We start from the raw sequence: 13,760 nt of genomic DNA, 5'->3' as shown, positions 1-13,760 counted from the left end.
TGCTCAGACCTCCAGCACTTTGGGGCGGCGGCGCTCGAACCACATCACCACCATCAGGCGCGTGACAAAGATCGCCGTGAAGACCGAGGTGAGGATGCCGAGACCCAGCGTGACCGCAAAGCCCTGCACCGGCCCAGACCCCATGGTAAAGAGGATCACCGCCGTCAGGAACGTCGTGATGTTGGCGTCGAGGATCGCGGACAGCGCCTTTTCATAGCCCAGCTCGATGGCACGCGCCGGGCCCTTGGCCGTCTTGGTCTCCTCGCGGATGCGCTCGAAGATCAGCACGTTGGCATCCACCGCCATCCCGATGGTCAGCACGATCCCCGCAATCCCCGGCAGCGTCAGCGTCGCCCCGATGAGCGACAAGAGGCCAAAGATCAGACCGACGTTGATGATGAGCGCGATGTTGGCAAAGATGCCGAAGAGGCCATAGCTGAGGAACATGAAGACCAGCACGGCGGCAAAGGCGACGATGCAGGCGATCTGCCCGGCCCGGATCGAGTCGGCGCCCAGCTCCGGCCCGATGGTCCGCTCCTCGAGGAAGGTCAGCTCCGCCGGCAGCGCCCCCGCCCGCAGAAGCACCGCAAGGTTGGTCGATTCCTCGACCGTGAAGTTGCCAGTGATGATGCCCGACCCGCCCGGGATGTGGCTCTGGATAACCGGCGCGCTGATCACCTCTTCGTCGAGCACGATGGCGAAGGGATTGCCGATGTTCTCGGCCGTGTAGTCGCCGAACTTGCGCGCACCCGCCGGGTTAAAGCGGAAGTTCACCGCAGGCCGCCCGTTCTGATCAAAGGCCGGCTGCGCGTCGACCAGCTCCTCTCCCGTGACCACCGGGGCCTGCTCGAGCGTGTAGAAGACGCCCGCCTCGTCGAGCGAGGGCAGGATCTCGTTGCCGATGCCTGCGTTCTCGTCCGGGCTGGAGGCGCGGCCCACCACCGGCTGGAACGTCAGCTGCGCCGTGGTCCCGATGATCTCCTTCAACTCGGAGGCCGACCCGATGCCCGGCACCTGGATCAGGATGCGGTCCGCGCCCTGCCGCTGGATCGTCGGCTCACGGGTGCCGACCTCGTCGATGCGGCGGCGGATGATCTCGAGCGACTGGCGCACGGTGCGGTCGTCGGTGGCGATCTGCTCGGCCTCGCTGATGCGCGCGATCAGAGTGTCACCCTCGGCGGTGAACTCGTAATCCGTCGCGCCAAGGCCCGTCGCGGTCTGCACTGGCTGCGCGAGGCTACGGCCCACTTCCAGCGCGCGGGACATCCCCTCAGGCTGAGAAATGCGCACGCGCAGCTCATCAGGTGCCGAGGGCTGAAGGCGGATCGTGCCAACGGTCGTCCGCTCAGGGCGCAGCGCATCGCGCAGCTCCGGCCAGAACGCCTCCATCCGGGCCTCGTAGACGTCCTCGACCTGCACTTCGGCGAGCAGGTGCGCCCCGCCGCGCAAGTCGAGCCCGAGGTTCACCAGCCCAGACGGCAGGAAGGACGGCCAGAGCCCGGCATCGCCCTCCACCGCGCTGCGGTCTTCCGCGCTCGAACGGTCATTAACCAACACCGCCTGCGCGTCGTTGTAGCGCTCGACCCGGTCATAGAACGTGTTCGGAAAGGCCAGCATCAGCCCCACCGCCACGGTGAGCACGATCAGGATGCGCTTCCAGATGTCGATTTGCAGCATCCGCCGCGCCTCCCGTTGGGACTAGCCGTGTGCGGCGTGGATCAGCTTTTGGCGTCTGCCGGCTCGGTCTTGTTGAGCACCGCCGAGATTGTGTTCTGCACCACGCGCACCTTGACGCCGTCGGCGACCTCGACCTCGATATTGCCGTCACCCGGCACTTTGGAAACCTTGCCGATCATCCCGCCTGCGGTCACCACCTGGTCGCCCCGGCGCAGCGCGTCGACCATCTTCTGGTGCTCCTTCATCTTCTTTTGCTGCGGACGGATCAGCAGGAAGTACATGATCGCGAAGATCAGGATAAGCGGGATAAACTGTGCAATAGCTTCCATGAGGGCCTCTGTCGGTGTCCGAAAAAGAGCGCGCGTGAGGCGTCTCTCAAAGTCGCGCGGAACGTATGCGCGGGGCGTGGGAGTTGCAAGGCGCCTCGTTCCCCTTTGCACCGTTCGGATGGCGGGGCATGGTTGAAGGATGGACACCGTCTGGACCCACCTCCTTGCCACCCCCTGGCCCGCGCATGTGCCGTGGGGAGCGCTGGGCTTCACCGCCCTTCTTGCGATCTGCGGTCTGGGTCTGCTCGCCGGTCCCGCCCGAGGCTGGCAAAAGGCGATGGGGCTCGAGCGTGTCCCGACCTTCGCCTTTCTGGTGCTGGGGCTTCTTTACGCGGTCCTGTCGCTCGTCCTGATCGCGTCGCTGATCTGGCTGGTTGGAAAGGTGGCCTTCACCTTTGATCCCGATATCAACGAGTCCAAGTTCCGCTTCGTCATCGCCCAACTCGTCGCCGTCACCGCCGTGACGGGCGCCGTGGTCACGCTGCCGATCTCACTGGCGCGCTTGGAGGAATTACGTAAACAAAATAGGATTTCCGAACAAACCGCTGTCACAAATCAACTGCTCGATGCCATGTCGCACTTTGCCAGCGAAAGCGCTGCAGTCCGCATGGGAGCGATCCACGCGTTAGAACGTCTGATGAAACAATACCCCTCGGACCGACCCATGGTACTCAAAACGCTGAACGCGTACGTGTTGGATCAGGCCAGAAACCCAAGAGCTGGTGAAGACGAAGGCTACACTAGTTCTCCTATGCCCATAGACCTTCAAGCCGCCATTGACGTGCTTTTGAAAGGGAATGAGGAAGCAACGCATGAGTAATCAACTGCTAAGTTTGGACTTTCGTGCGGCGAACCTATCGCATGCGAACTTGATCGAAGCGAATTTATCCAACGTGAAAGCGCGAGGCGTGAACTTTTCTCATGCCAATCTTACGGGTGCCAAGCTGCACAAAGCTCAGTTGATGGCGTCAAACCTTGCGCATGCAAACCTGTCTCATGCGACTTTAGACCATGCCGATATGACTTCGGTGAACTTGAACAACGCAATCCTAAATTATGCACGACTTAGAGAGGTTATCTTAACCGCCGCCAGCCTGGCTAACGCGCGGCTTAACGGCGCGGACCTAGGCGGGGTCAAACTAAACCGAAGTGTGAACCTCAATCAGGCAAACATGCTTGGTGCTTGCTTACGAAACGTGGACGAAGAAACAGTCGAAGTTCTTCGACCGTTCTGGCAGGACATTTTTGCTGATGGAAGCGTTCAACTGAACAATGGAGCCCGACCATCGCATTGGGCGACGAAAAAGCTAGGCGACAAAGACTTCTTTAAGCAGTGGCACACCTGGCAGAGGTCTATCGGCATGAACCCGGACTAGCTCGGTGATTAAGCTCACAAGTACGCGGCTGGCCATTTCCCTCCTGCTCTGCTGGGCCCTCCCGGCTCTCGCGCAGACACCGCTTCCGGCGCTGAGCGAAGAGGAACGCCAAACCTGGGCGGCGGTGGGCAGGATCAATGTGGCGGGCTACCGGGATCGGTCGTTTTGCACGGGCACGCTTGTGGCGCCGACAAAAGTGCTCACGGCGGCGCATTGCATGGTCTGGGAGGGCGCGCCGAGGGCGCTTCCGAGGATCACTTTTGTCGCGGGCTGGGATCGGGGGGAGATGGTGACCTTTCGGCGCACCACCCGGCTCGAGCTGCATCCGCAGTTTGACCTCACGCGTGGACGGGTGGCGCAGCCGGCCTGGGATCTGGCGGTGCTCACGCTCGACAAGCCGATCACCGAAAGGCAGCTTCCGAGCCTTCCACTCGCGCCGCTTGTGGGCACGCAAAGCGCGGCCATTGTCGGCTATCACCGGGTGCGGCCAGAAGTGTTGAACGGACGGTTCGACTGCGCCTTTGACGCCGTGCGCCTGCGGATCGCGACGCTCGATTGCCCGGTGATCGCGGGCAACTCGGGCGCGCCGGTGCTCCAGCAGACGGACGAAGGATGGCGCGTCGTGGCGGTCGTCTCCGCGCGGCCAAGCGCCGAGGGCGACGTGGGCGCGATTATCACGCGGCTCGATCCCTGGCTGACGGGAGCCCTCGCGGACTGAGCATCTCTGGACGCTGCGGCTGCGCTGGCGTAGAGGCTCACGCATTCCTATCAACATTCCCGTCAACCGGAGTGAGAGACATGCACGACATCCGCGCCATCCGCGAGAACCCCGCCGCCTTTGACGCGGCGCTGGCCCGCCGGGGAGACGCCGCGATGTCGTCAGAGCTTCTTTCCGTGGACGAGGCGCGCCGGGCGCTGATCCACGCCGCTGAGACGGCGCAGGCTGAGCAGAACAAAGCCTCCAAGGAGGTGGGTGCAGCCAAAGCGCGTGGCGACGAGGCCGAGTTCGAGCGCCTCCGCGCGCTGGTTTCCGCCAAGAAGGCCGAGGTCGCCGAGCTGCAGGAGAAAGCCAAGGCGGAAGACGCAAAGCTTACCGACATGCTCGCGCGCATCGCCAACCTCCCAGCCGATGACGTGCCCGAGGGCGCCGATGAAGAGGACAACGTCGAGGTGAGCCGCTGGGGCACACCCCGCGAGACGAACTTCGAGACGAAGGAGCATTTCGAGATCGCGGGCGTCGCGCCCGGCATGGACTTTGCCACCGCCGCCAAGACGTCGGGCGCGCGGTTTGTCATGCTCAAAGCCGCCGTTGCACGGGTGCACCGGGCGCTCGCGCAGTGGATGCTGGACACCCACATCTCGGAGAACGGGCTGACCGAGGTGCAGTCTCCGGTGCTCGTCCGCGATGACGCGATGTACGGGACCGATAAGCTGCCGAAGTTCGGTGAGGACAGCTACCAGACCACGAATGGCTGGTGGCTGATCCCGACCTCCGAGGTGACGCTGACCTATTCGGTGGCGGGGGACGTGCTCGAAGAGGCGCAGCTGCCGATCCGCCTGACGGCGCACACGCTGTGCTTCCGCTCGGAGGCGGGCAGCGCAGGGCGCGACACGGCGGGCATGCTGCGCCAGCACCAGTTCGAGAAGGTCGAAATGGTCTCGATCACCCATCCAGAGCACTCCGATGCCGAGCAAAAGCGGATGCTGCGATGTGCCGAAGGGCTTCTTGAAGCGCTAGGAGTGCCCTACCGGACGGTCGTCCTCTGCACGGGTGACATGGGCTTCGGCGCGCGCCGCACCTACGACATCGAGGCGTGGTTGCCGGGGCAGAATGCGTATCGCGAGATCTCTTCGGTCTCCACTACGGGTAACTTTCAGGCGCGCCGAATGAATGCGCGGTTCAAGCCCGCGGGCGGCGGCAAGCCGGAGTTCGTGCATACGCTGAACGGGTCGGGTCTGGCCGTGGGCCGGTGCCTGATCGCGGTGCTCGAGAACGGGCAGCAGGCGGATGGGTCGGTCGACCTGCCGGAGGTGCTGACGCCTTATTTGGGTGGCAAGACACGGATCGATCCTTCGGGGGCTCTGGTCTGATCGGCAGTGCCCACCTTACCTTGCGTTGATCGATGCGTTGGGTGCGAGGCTGTGCAAGCGCTTTGAACAAGGCGGAGTAAGGTGGGCTGCTTGACGCTGAAGTCTCGGCAGTGCCCACCCTACTCTCCGCAGAATTGCGCGTTGCAGAGGCGTGGAGCACAGGTTTCAGACCGGAGTGGAGTAAGGTGGGCACTGCCGGCAGCCTGTCCATCCCCTAGGCACATGCCTGACGTTTGGGCAAAGAGGCAGGGGAGGCGCTTGACCTCCCTCGCCCCGCGCCGCACCATCACGCGATGATCAGCTTTGTCCTGAGGCGGGTTTTGCAATCCGTCCTTGTCCTCCTCGTCGTCGGCCTCGTGGCCTTTTCGATGTTCACCTTTGTGGGGGACCCGATCGACAACATGCTCGGACAGGAGCGCACGGACGCGGACATCGCGCGCCTGCGCGCTCAGCTGGGTCTCGATCAACCCTTTCCCGTCCAGTACCTGCGGTTCCTCGAGAACGCGATCCAGGGCAATTTCGGCATCTCGTACCGCCAGGGGCGCCCCGTTGCGGACATCCTTCTGGAGCGCGCGCCGGCGACGCTCGAGCTGGCGTTCGTTTCGGGTTTTCTTGCGATCTTCTTCGGCATCGTGCTGGGCGTCTTCACCGCGCTGCGGCGCGGCACGGTCGCGGCCAATGCCGTGATGAGCCTGTCGCTCATCGGGGTGTCGCTGCCGACCTTCCTGATCGGGATCCTCTTGATCTACGTCTTTTCGGTCGAGCTTGACATGCTGCCCTCGTTCGGACGCGGGGAGACGGTGCAGCTTGGCTGGTGGAGCACGGGGTTCCTTACGTCTTCCGGCCTGCAGGCATTGATCCTGCCGTCGATCACGCTGGGGCTCTACCAGATGACGCTGATCATGCGGCTGGTAAGGACCGAGATGCTGGAGGTCTTGCGCCAGGATTACATCCGCTTTGCCCGCGCCCGCGGGCTGCGCGACCGCGCCGTGCATTTCCGCCACGCGCTCAAGAACACACTGGTGCCGGTCATCACTGTGACGGGGCTGCAACTCGGCTCGATCATCGCCTTTGCGATCATCACCGAGACGGTGTTCCAGTGGCCGGGCGTCGGCCTTCTTTTCATCAACGCGATCAGCTTTGTCGATATTCCGGTGATGGCCGCCTACCTGATGCTGATCTCGGTGATGTTCGTGGTGATCAACCTGATCGTCGACCTTTTGTACTTTGCGATTGATCCGAGGCTTAGAACGTGAGGGCGGGCACATGAGCGATCTGACCGACATGCCGGCGGACCGTCCTGCGGTGGTGCCGCCTTCGCGGCTGAAGCGCGCGTGGGACAGTGATTTCGCCTGGTCGTTCCGTCATTCTCCGGTGGCGATGGTGTCGGCGTTCTTCACCGCGCTTCTGGTACTCGCCGCCGTCTTTGCGCCGCTGCTGGCGACCACCAACCCCTACGATCCGGCCTCGCTCAACCTGATGAACGGGTTTACCCCGCCCGGCACGCCCAATGCCTTTACCGGGGACAGCTTTGTGATGGGGACCGACGATCAGGGGCGCGATGTCTTCTCCACCATCCTTTACGGGATGCGCATCTCGCTCTTTGTCGGGGTCTCGGCGGTGCTTTTGGGTATGGTGATCGGCGTGACGCTGGGGCTAATTGCGGGCTATCGCGGCGGCTGGGTGGAGACGCTGATCATGCGCACAGCCGACGTGCAGCTGACGTTTCCGGCGATCCTTGTGGCGATGCTGATCTTTGGCATCGCCAAGGGGATCACCCCGATCGAGTACCGCGACCAGATGGCGATCTGGGTGCTGATCCTTGCGATCGGCCTCAGCGATTGGGTGCAGTTCGCGCGCGTCGTCCGCGGGGCGACGCTGGTCGAAAAGAACAAGGAGTACGTGCAGGCCGCGCAGCTGATCGGCCGGTCGGGCTTTGCGATCACGTTTCGGCACATCCTGCCGAATGTGCTCTCTCCGGTGCTGGTGATCGCAACGATCTCGCTGGCGCTGGCGATCATTGCGGAGGCGACCTTGTCCTTCCTCGGCGTGGGCGCGCCGCCGACGCAGCCGTCCCTTGGGACGTTGATCCGCATTGGGCAAGGGTTCCTGTTCTCTGGGGAGTGGTGGATCCTCTTCTTCCCGGCGGCGACGCTGTTGGTGCTGGCGCTGTCGGTGAATTTGCTGGGCGACTGGCTGCGTGATGCTCTGAACCCGAGGATGCGGTGATGCGCGTTGAAACAGAGGGTCATGCCCGGCCCTGGGAGGGCACCGCAACGCATCTTTTGAGCGCGTACTCCAAAGCACCATCGACGCACACTTTGCGCACGACAGCGCCGTATGCCCTCCCGGGGGGAGGGTCGGGCATGGCCCGGACAAGCCGGGCGGGACAGCGACACTGGGCGCGCTCTAATTCCAGAGGTCGCAATGCCTAACCCCCTCCTCACCATCGACGACCTGACCGTCGCCTTCCCAACCCGCAAGGGCCTGTTCGAAGCGGTCAAAAAGGCCGCACTGACCGTCGAACCGGGAGAAATCCACGGGCTTGTGGGCGAGTCCGGGGCGGGCAAGTCGACCATCGGCGCCGCGATCATGGGCCTTCTCGAAGGGAGCGGGCATATCGCGGGCGGCAGTGTCTCCTACCGGGGCGACGAAATTTCGGGCAAGGACCGCGCGGCCATGCGGCGCCTGCGCGGCAAGACGATCTCGATGATCTTCCAGGACCCGCTGACGTCGCTGAACCCGCTCTTCACCGTGGGCGAGCAGCTGACCGAGACCATGGTGGCGCATCTGAACGTCAGCCAAAGCGAGGCCACGCGCCGGGCCGAAGAGCTCTTGGATCGCGTGGGCATTCCCGATCCCAAGACCCGGCTGAACCAGTACCCGCACCAATTCTCGGGCGGGATGCGGCAGAGGGTGGTGATTGCCCTCGCCCTTTGCTCGGAGCCGGACGTGATCATCGCGGACGAGCCGACAACGGCGCTCGACGTGGCGATCCAGAAGCAAATCCTCGAGCTGATCAGGGACCTCACAACCGAGCGCCAAGTGGGCGTGATCCTGATCACCCACGACATGGGCGTGATTGCCGAGACCACCGATCGCGTGACGGTGATGTACATGGGTGAAGTGGTGGAGAGCGGGCCGACGGCTCAGGTGCTCGGCCAGCCCGAGCATACCTACACGCAGAGCCTGATCGCCGCCGTGCCGCGTCCCGAGGTCAAGGTGCACCGCTTTCCGCAGATCAGCTATGGCGGGCGGGAGACGACCTTCAACATCGCCGATCTGGCGCGCAACTGGCCACAGGTCTCGCCCAAGCCGGGGCCGCTGATCGAGGCCAAGAACCTCACCAAGAAGTTCCTCGAGAAAGGCTCTCTGATCCCGTCGATGCGCCGGTACTTCACCGCCGTGGACGATATCAGTTTCGACATCCAGCCGGGCGAGGTCTTTGGCCTCGTGGGTGAATCCGGGTCGGGCAAGTCGACCATCGCACGGATGATCGCGGGGCTCTACCCGCTCGACGGCGGGTCGGTGCGCTACGAGGGGACCGAAGTGTCGGGCGCGGATGCGCAGACGGTGCTGGCCTACCGACGCGACATCCAGATGATCTTTCAGGACCCGTTCTCTTCGCTCAACCCGCGTCACCGGGTGGATCATATCGTGGCAGAGCCGGCGCTGCATCTGGGGATGATCCCCAAGAACGAGGTGAGCGCGCGGGTGGGAGAGCTTCTCGACCGTGTGGGCCTCGGCGCGGAGGCGGGGCTCAAGTACCCGCACGAGTTCTCGGGCGGGCAGCGCCAGCGTATCTCCATCGCCCGCGCGCTGGCCACGCAGCCGAGGTTCCTGATTTGCGACGAGCCGACCTCGGCGCTCGACGTGTCGATCCAGGCGCAAATCCTGAACATCCTGAAGGACCTGCAAGAGCATCTGGGCCTCACCATGCTCTTCATCTCGCACGACCTCCCGGTGGTGCGGCAGATGTGCGACCGGGTGGGGGTACTCAAAGGCGGCAAGCTGATCGAGCTGGCGGAGACCGAAACGCTCTTTGCCGATCCGCAGACGGAGTACACCAAAGAGCTCCTGAGGCTGATGCCGAAGACAGACCTTTTGTCCACAAAAGGTCTTGAGGCGGAGGCGGTGTGAGGTGGCATTCGACGCGTTTGATCCCGCTCTTTTGACGTTTCTCAAGGAGCTTGAGGCCAACAATGCGCGCGACTGGTTCAACGCGCACAAGCCGACCTACGAGACGCATTACAGAGACGCCGCGGCGCGGTTCTGCGAGGATATGAGCGCGGCGTTAGAGCGCATCTCCCCTGCCCCGGTCACGTCCAAGGTCCTGCGCATCTTTCGCGATGTCCGGTTCTCCAAGGACAAGTCGCCCTACAATGCATACCTGCGGATTTCTTTTTCACCAGATACAGGCCCACCCTGGTTCTTTGGCCTCGACCCACGCGGCGTGTCTCTCGGCACGGGTCAGTTCGAGCTGAAGAAGGAGGCTTTAGAGAGCTTCCGGCACAAGGTGGCTGGCCCTGAAGGAGCAGCCCTGGAAGAGGCCCTGGCGGAAGCTGAGGCATCGGGCCTCAGGCTGTCAGAACCGGACCTCAAACGCGTGCCGGCAGGTTTTGACGCCGATCACCCGCGCGCGGCGCTGCTCAAGCACAAGGGCCTCAGTGTCTGGAAAGACTTCCCACCTGCGTTTGCGTGCGAAGGGGATTTGGTGTCGCGGGCGCTCGAGAACTACCGTCAGATGGTCCCCGTCCGCGATTGGCTGGCGGCATAGAAAACGCCCCGGGGAGTGCCGGAGCGTTTGAGGCGGGCAGCACAATTTGCCCACGAAAACTGTGGACCCATAATCTACTTGCGAAGATTATGGGCGCGCAGCTCATAGGCCGTGCTTGGCTTTCACCTCGTCGAAGAAGCCCTTGGCCTGCTTCACCTTCACCCAGTTGTTCACGTAGTTGATCCAGACCTGGTCGTCCTGCGGCAGGATCATCGCGATGGGCGTGGGTGCGCGGGGCTCGGCGCCGGTCACTTTCACGACCGGGAATTTCGCCTCGAGCGTCGCGCCCTCGATGTTGGAAGTCACGAAGACATCGGCCCGACCGGCGAGCACCTCCTGGAAACCGCGTGCAGGGGCCTCGACCACTTTGATTTCAGCGTTCGGGAACCAGTTCCGCACCAGAGCCTCGAAGGAGGTGCCGAGCGTCGTGGCGACGATCACGCCCTCCTGGTTAATGCTGTCATATCCGTCGAAGCGGTCCGCCTTGTCCTCGGTGGTGAAGGGGAACATCTCAACCGCGATGTAGCTTTCGGAGAAGCCTGCGACCTTCATCCGCGCGGGAGAGATCGAGGCGGAGCCGGTCATGTGGTACTGTCCCGCCACCACGCCATTCACGAGGGTTTTCCAGTCGGTCGGCACAAACTCGACCTCGACGCCGAGATCGGTCGCCAGCTCGGTCATCACGTCGATGTCGAAGCCTTTGTAGGAATTGGTCGCCGGATCGCGCAGCGTCATCGGGTTCCAGTCGCCCGTGGTGCCAACCTTGAGCACGCCACTGTCCAGAATTTCATTCAGCGCCGATTGCGCCATGGCGCTGGTGCTCAGCGCCACGCTCACGAGAGCCGCCGAAGCGGCCATCATCCAATGTTTCATATGTTGGTGTCTCCCAAAGTTGACAGAATGGCCATCCCACCTGTCCATCACCCTTGATGTTCTGTGACATAGACCCGTAAGATCAAGTCACTTTTCGATTTTTCTGCCGAGCATCGGGGCCTCATGTCAGAAACTGCCATCACGATGCGGAACGTCGACAAGTACTTTGGCGACTTTCAGGTGCTGAAGAACATCTCGCTGACCGTGGACGAAGGCGAGCGCGTCGTGATCTGTGGGCCGTCGGGGTCCGGCAAATCGACGGTGGTGCGTTGCATCAACCGGCTTGAGCAGCACCAGGCCGGCACCATTGTGGTGAATGGCCGGGAAGTGACGGAAAAGACCACTGCCGACACGCTGGGGCGGGACGTCGGGATGGTCTTTCAGCAGTTCAACCTCTTTCCCCATCTGACGGTGCTCGAGAACCTGACGCTGGGCCCGATGAAGGCGCTGGGGCTCAGCCGCAAGGACGCCGAGGCGCGGGCGATGACCTACCTAGAGCGGGTGCGCATCCCCGAACAGGCGGGCAAGCGCCCGTCGCAGCTGAGTGGCGGGCAGCAGCAGCGCGTGGCGATTGCGCGGGCGCTGGCGATGCGGCCGAAAGTGCTGCTCTTTGACGAGCCGACCTCGGCGCTCGACCCCGAGATGATCTCGGAAGTGCTCGACGTGATGGTCGAGCTTGCCGAGGATGGGATGACCATGGTGGTCGTGACGCACGAGATGGGCTTTGCCCGCAAGGTGGCGGACCAGATGGTCTTCATGGACGCCGGCGAGATCGTGGAGACCGGTCCGCCGGAGGAGTTCTTTGCCGCGCCGAAGTCGAAGCGCTGCCAGACGTTCCTCAAGCAGATCCTGAGCCATTGAGGAGCGTGCGTATGTCGAGTTTTTGCTTCTCTTTGCGCGCTCTTGCACGTCGAGGTCCCGGGTCGGGCCCGGGACGGGAAGCGTTAAGTTCCGCACGCCCCGGACCTGATCCGGGGCCTCGCGACTTAGGCAACGCACCATCCTCTTGTAGGGGTCCCGGGTCGAGCCCGGGACGCGCCGTGCTGGGATCCACCCGCCCCGGACGTGATCCGGGGCCTCTCGCCCGCCTGCGCACCCTCCGCCTCGTCGCCTTCTTCACCGGCCTCGCCCTGCTTACCGGCTGCGCGTCCTCGTCGACATGGGGCTGGTACGTGATCGACCCGACCACCGCGTCGGGCTGGACCAACGTCAAGTTCCTTGTGGGCGGCATGTGGGCGACCATCCTAGTGTCGGTCATCGCCGCTGCGATCTCGATCACCTTGGGGCTGCTGGTCGCCCTGCCCGGCCTCAGCGACAAGTGGGGCTGGCGCGCAGTGAACCGCGTCTATGTCGAGTTCATCCGGGCGATCCCGCTCCTGCCGATGCTCTTTTGGGTGTTCTACGGGCTGCCGATCATCTTTCGCTCAATGGGGCTGAACATCCCGATCGACCCGTTCTGGGGCGCGATCATCACGCTGGCGATCTCGGACAGCGCGTTTACGGCCGAGATCTACCGCGCGGGCATCCAGTCCATCGCTCGTGGCCAGACGGAGGCGGCGCAGACCATCGGTCTATCCCGCTGGCAATCCATGCGCTACGTGATCCTGCCGCAAGCGATCCGCCGCATCCTGCCCCCCTTGGCCAACCAATTCATCTACATCGTGAAGATGTCCGCCTTTGCCTCCGTCATCGGGATGCAGGAGCTGACCCGCCGCGCCAATGAACTCGTGGTGACGGAGTACCGCCCGCTCGAGATCTACACGCTTTTGATCTTCGAATACCTCGTATTGGTGCTGGTCATCAGCGCGGGCGTGCGCTGGCTCGAGCGGCGGATGGGCGCGGACGAGCGGGGCTGATGATCGATCATCTCACGATCGAGGTGAGTGATTTCGCCGCCGCCCGCGCGTTCTATGATGCGGCGCTCGCTCCGCTGGGGTTGCGATGGGTGTACGAGGTGCCGCCCGAGCAGGCGGGCGGCGTTCAGGTGGGCGCCTACGGCACCAAGCTTGGGGAATTCTGGATTGCCGAGGCAGCGGAGCCGGTGCGTGCCATGCACTTTGCCTTCCGCGCCGGATCCCGTAGCGCGGTTGCCGCGTTCCATGCCAAAGCCCTCGTCGCAGGCGGCACCGACAACGGCGCGCCGGGCCTGCGCCCGCACTACCACGCCAGCTACTACGGCGCGTTCGTGCTGGACCCGGACGGGCACAACGTCGAGGCGGTCTGCCACAAGGCGTGACCCGCAAACGAAAGGACATCGCGATGGACTGGAACGACTTCATGGCCGAGACCGAGGCCAACATCACCGCGCTTGCCAAGGAGATCCCGGCGACCGCCAAGGGATTTGCCACCATGGGCGCGGCGGCCAAGACCAACGGCGCCCTTGATGAAAAGACCAAGGAGATCATGGCCCTGGGCATCGCCATCGCCACACGCTGCGACAGCTGCATCGGGTTCCACGTCCGCGCGCTTGTCCGGCTCGGGATCACCCGGGAGGAGCTGACCGAGGCGCTGGCGATGGCGACCTACATGGGCGGCGGGCCGTCCTACGCCTACTCGGCCAAGGCGCTGAAAGCGTTCGACACATTCTCCGAATAGCGAGAATTTTCGCAGGAAAATTCTGCGCGTCCTGCTAACTTG

15 protein-coding genes are annotated in these 13,760 nt (G+C 63.5%); 12 read left to right on the top strand and 3 right to left on the bottom strand.

Annotated elements, in window-relative coordinates; translation table 11 throughout:
• Positions 1–3 precede the first annotated feature (3 nt).
• Positions 4–1,677: a protein translocase subunit SecD gene (gene secD / locus ACU0B3_RS17855; RefSeq protein ID WP_446262238.1), complete on the bottom strand. Its 1,674-nt coding sequence runs from the start codon at positions 1,675–1,677 to the stop codon at positions 4–6.
• Between the two features lie 41 nt (positions 1,678–1,718).
• On the bottom strand, positions 1,719–2,006 hold the full coding sequence (yajC, locus tag ACU0B3_RS17850) for a preprotein translocase subunit YajC (protein WP_446262237.1): 288 nt from the start codon (positions 2,004–2,006) through the stop codon (positions 1,719–1,721).
• A 139-nt stretch (positions 2,007–2,145) separates the two neighbouring features.
• Here yajC and ACU0B3_RS17845 point away from each other — a divergent pair, with 139 nt between their 5' ends.
• The 8 genes from ACU0B3_RS17845 (at position 2,146) to ACU0B3_RS17810 (ending at position 10,250) form a co-directional block, all read left to right on the top strand.
• Positions 2,146–2,826 carry a hypothetical protein gene (locus ACU0B3_RS17845; protein WP_446262236.1) on the top strand — a complete coding sequence of 227 codons (681 nt, stop codon included), beginning with the start codon at positions 2,146–2,148 and terminating at the stop codon, positions 2,824–2,826.
• On the top strand, positions 2,819–3,382 hold the full coding sequence (locus tag ACU0B3_RS17840) for a pentapeptide repeat-containing protein (protein WP_446262235.1): 564 nt from the start codon (positions 2,819–2,821) through the stop codon (positions 3,380–3,382). The genes ACU0B3_RS17845 and ACU0B3_RS17840 overlap by 8 nt, the downstream gene beginning before the upstream one ends.
• A 4-nt stretch (positions 3,383–3,386) precedes the next feature.
• On the top strand, positions 3,387–4,100 hold the full coding sequence (locus ACU0B3_RS17835; RefSeq protein WP_446262234.1) for a trypsin-like serine peptidase: 714 nt from the start codon (positions 3,387–3,389) through the stop codon (positions 4,098–4,100).
• An 80-nt stretch (positions 4,101–4,180) separates the two neighbouring features.
• Positions 4,181–5,473, top strand: a complete 1,293-nt coding sequence (serS, locus tag ACU0B3_RS17830; protein ID WP_446262233.1) for a serine--tRNA ligase — start codon at positions 4,181–4,183, stop codon at positions 5,471–5,473.
• Positions 5,474–5,766: 293 nt separating this feature from the next.
• On the top strand, positions 5,767–6,729 hold the full coding sequence (locus tag ACU0B3_RS17825) for an ABC transporter permease (RefSeq protein ID WP_446262232.1): 963 nt from the start codon (positions 5,767–5,769) through the stop codon (positions 6,727–6,729).
• A 10-nt stretch (positions 6,730–6,739) separates the two neighbouring features.
• Positions 6,740–7,702, top strand: a complete 963-nt coding sequence (locus tag ACU0B3_RS17820; RefSeq protein ID WP_446262231.1) for an ABC transporter permease — start codon at positions 6,740–6,742, stop codon at positions 7,700–7,702.
• A gap of 198 nt (positions 7,703–7,900) precedes the next feature.
• The gene (locus ACU0B3_RS17815; protein WP_446262230.1) at positions 7,901–9,613 is read left to right on the top strand and encodes an ABC transporter ATP-binding protein; all 1,713 of its coding nucleotides are present in this window, start codon (positions 7,901–7,903) and stop codon (positions 9,611–9,613) included.
• Position 9,614: 1 nt separating this feature from the next.
• Positions 9,615–10,250 (top strand): DUF2461 domain-containing protein, encoded by a 636-nt coding sequence (locus ACU0B3_RS17810; RefSeq protein ID WP_446262229.1) that lies wholly within the window; start codon positions 9,615–9,617, stop codon positions 10,248–10,250.
• Positions 10,251–10,352: 102 nt separating this feature from the next.
• Here ACU0B3_RS17810 and ACU0B3_RS17805 read toward each other — a convergent pair whose 3' ends face one another.
• Positions 10,353–11,123: a transporter substrate-binding domain-containing protein gene (locus ACU0B3_RS17805; protein WP_446262228.1), complete on the bottom strand. Its 771-nt coding sequence runs from the start codon at positions 11,121–11,123 to the stop codon at positions 10,353–10,355.
• 123 nt (positions 11,124–11,246) lie between these two features.
• Here ACU0B3_RS17805 and ACU0B3_RS17800 point away from each other — a divergent pair, with 123 nt between their 5' ends.
• The 4 genes from ACU0B3_RS17800 to ACU0B3_RS17785 all read left to right on the top strand — a co-directional run bounded on the left by ACU0B3_RS17800 (position 11,247) and on the right by ACU0B3_RS17785 (position 13,718).
• A complete protein-coding gene (locus tag ACU0B3_RS17800) occupies positions 11,247–11,984 on the top strand; it encodes an amino acid ABC transporter ATP-binding protein (protein WP_446262227.1) in 738 nt (245 codons plus the stop codon).
• A 269-nt stretch (positions 11,985–12,253) separates the two neighbouring features.
• Complete coding sequence (locus ACU0B3_RS17795) at positions 12,254–12,979, top strand: amino acid ABC transporter permease (RefSeq protein WP_446262270.1); 726 nt, start codon at positions 12,254–12,256, stop codon at positions 12,977–12,979.
• A complete protein-coding gene (locus ACU0B3_RS17790) occupies positions 12,979–13,359 on the top strand; it encodes a VOC family protein (protein ID WP_446262226.1) in 381 nt (126 codons plus the stop codon). Before ACU0B3_RS17795 ends, ACU0B3_RS17790 begins: the two co-directional genes overlap by 1 nt.
• On the top strand, positions 13,356–13,718 hold the full coding sequence (locus ACU0B3_RS17785; RefSeq protein WP_446262225.1) for a carboxymuconolactone decarboxylase family protein: 363 nt from the start codon (positions 13,356–13,358) through the stop codon (positions 13,716–13,718). The genes ACU0B3_RS17790 and ACU0B3_RS17785 overlap by 4 nt, the downstream gene beginning before the upstream one ends.
• The last annotated feature ends 42 nt before the right edge of the window (positions 13,719–13,760 follow it).

This window comes from Pseudaestuariivita sp., assembly GCF_052825805.1.
The sequence above is the reverse complement of the archived record's forward strand: the minus strand, read 5'-3'. Positions and strand labels throughout refer to the sequence as shown.

Bases quoted from the DNA above. Each gene is read 5' to 3' on its own strand.
- ACU0B3_RS17820 (WP_446262231.1), top strand. From the start codon at position 6,740: ATGAGCGATCTGACCGACATGCCGGCGGACCGTCCTGCGGTGGTGCCG.
- serS (WP_446262233.1), top strand. From the start codon at position 4,181: ATGCACGACATCCGCGCCATCCGCGAGAACCCCGCCGCCTTTGACGCG.
- ACU0B3_RS17800 (WP_446262227.1), top strand. From the start codon at position 11,247: ATGTCAGAAACTGCCATCACGATGCGGAACGTCGACAAGTACTTTGGC.
- ACU0B3_RS17805 (WP_446262228.1), bottom strand. From the start codon at position 11,123: ATGAAACATTGGATGATGGCCGCTTCGGCGGCTCTCGTGAGCGTGGCG.
- ACU0B3_RS17825 (WP_446262232.1), top strand. From the start codon at position 5,767: ATGATCAGCTTTGTCCTGAGGCGGGTTTTGCAATCCGTCCTTGTCCTC.
- secD (WP_446262238.1), bottom strand. From the start codon at position 1,677: ATGCTGCAAATCGACATCTGGAAGCGCATCCTGATCGTGCTCACCGTG.
- yajC (WP_446262237.1), bottom strand. From the start codon at position 2,006: ATGGAAGCTATTGCACAGTTTATCCCGCTTATCCTGATCTTCGCGATC.
- ACU0B3_RS17815 (WP_446262230.1), top strand. From the start codon at position 7,901: ATGCCTAACCCCCTCCTCACCATCGACGACCTGACCGTCGCCTTCCCA.
- ACU0B3_RS17845 (WP_446262236.1), top strand. From the start codon at position 2,146: ATGGACACCGTCTGGACCCACCTCCTTGCCACCCCCTGGCCCGCGCAT.
- ACU0B3_RS17790 (WP_446262226.1), top strand. From the start codon at position 12,979: ATGATCGATCATCTCACGATCGAGGTGAGTGATTTCGCCGCCGCCCGC.
- ACU0B3_RS17840 (WP_446262235.1), top strand. From the start codon at position 2,819: ATGAGTAATCAACTGCTAAGTTTGGACTTTCGTGCGGCGAACCTATCG.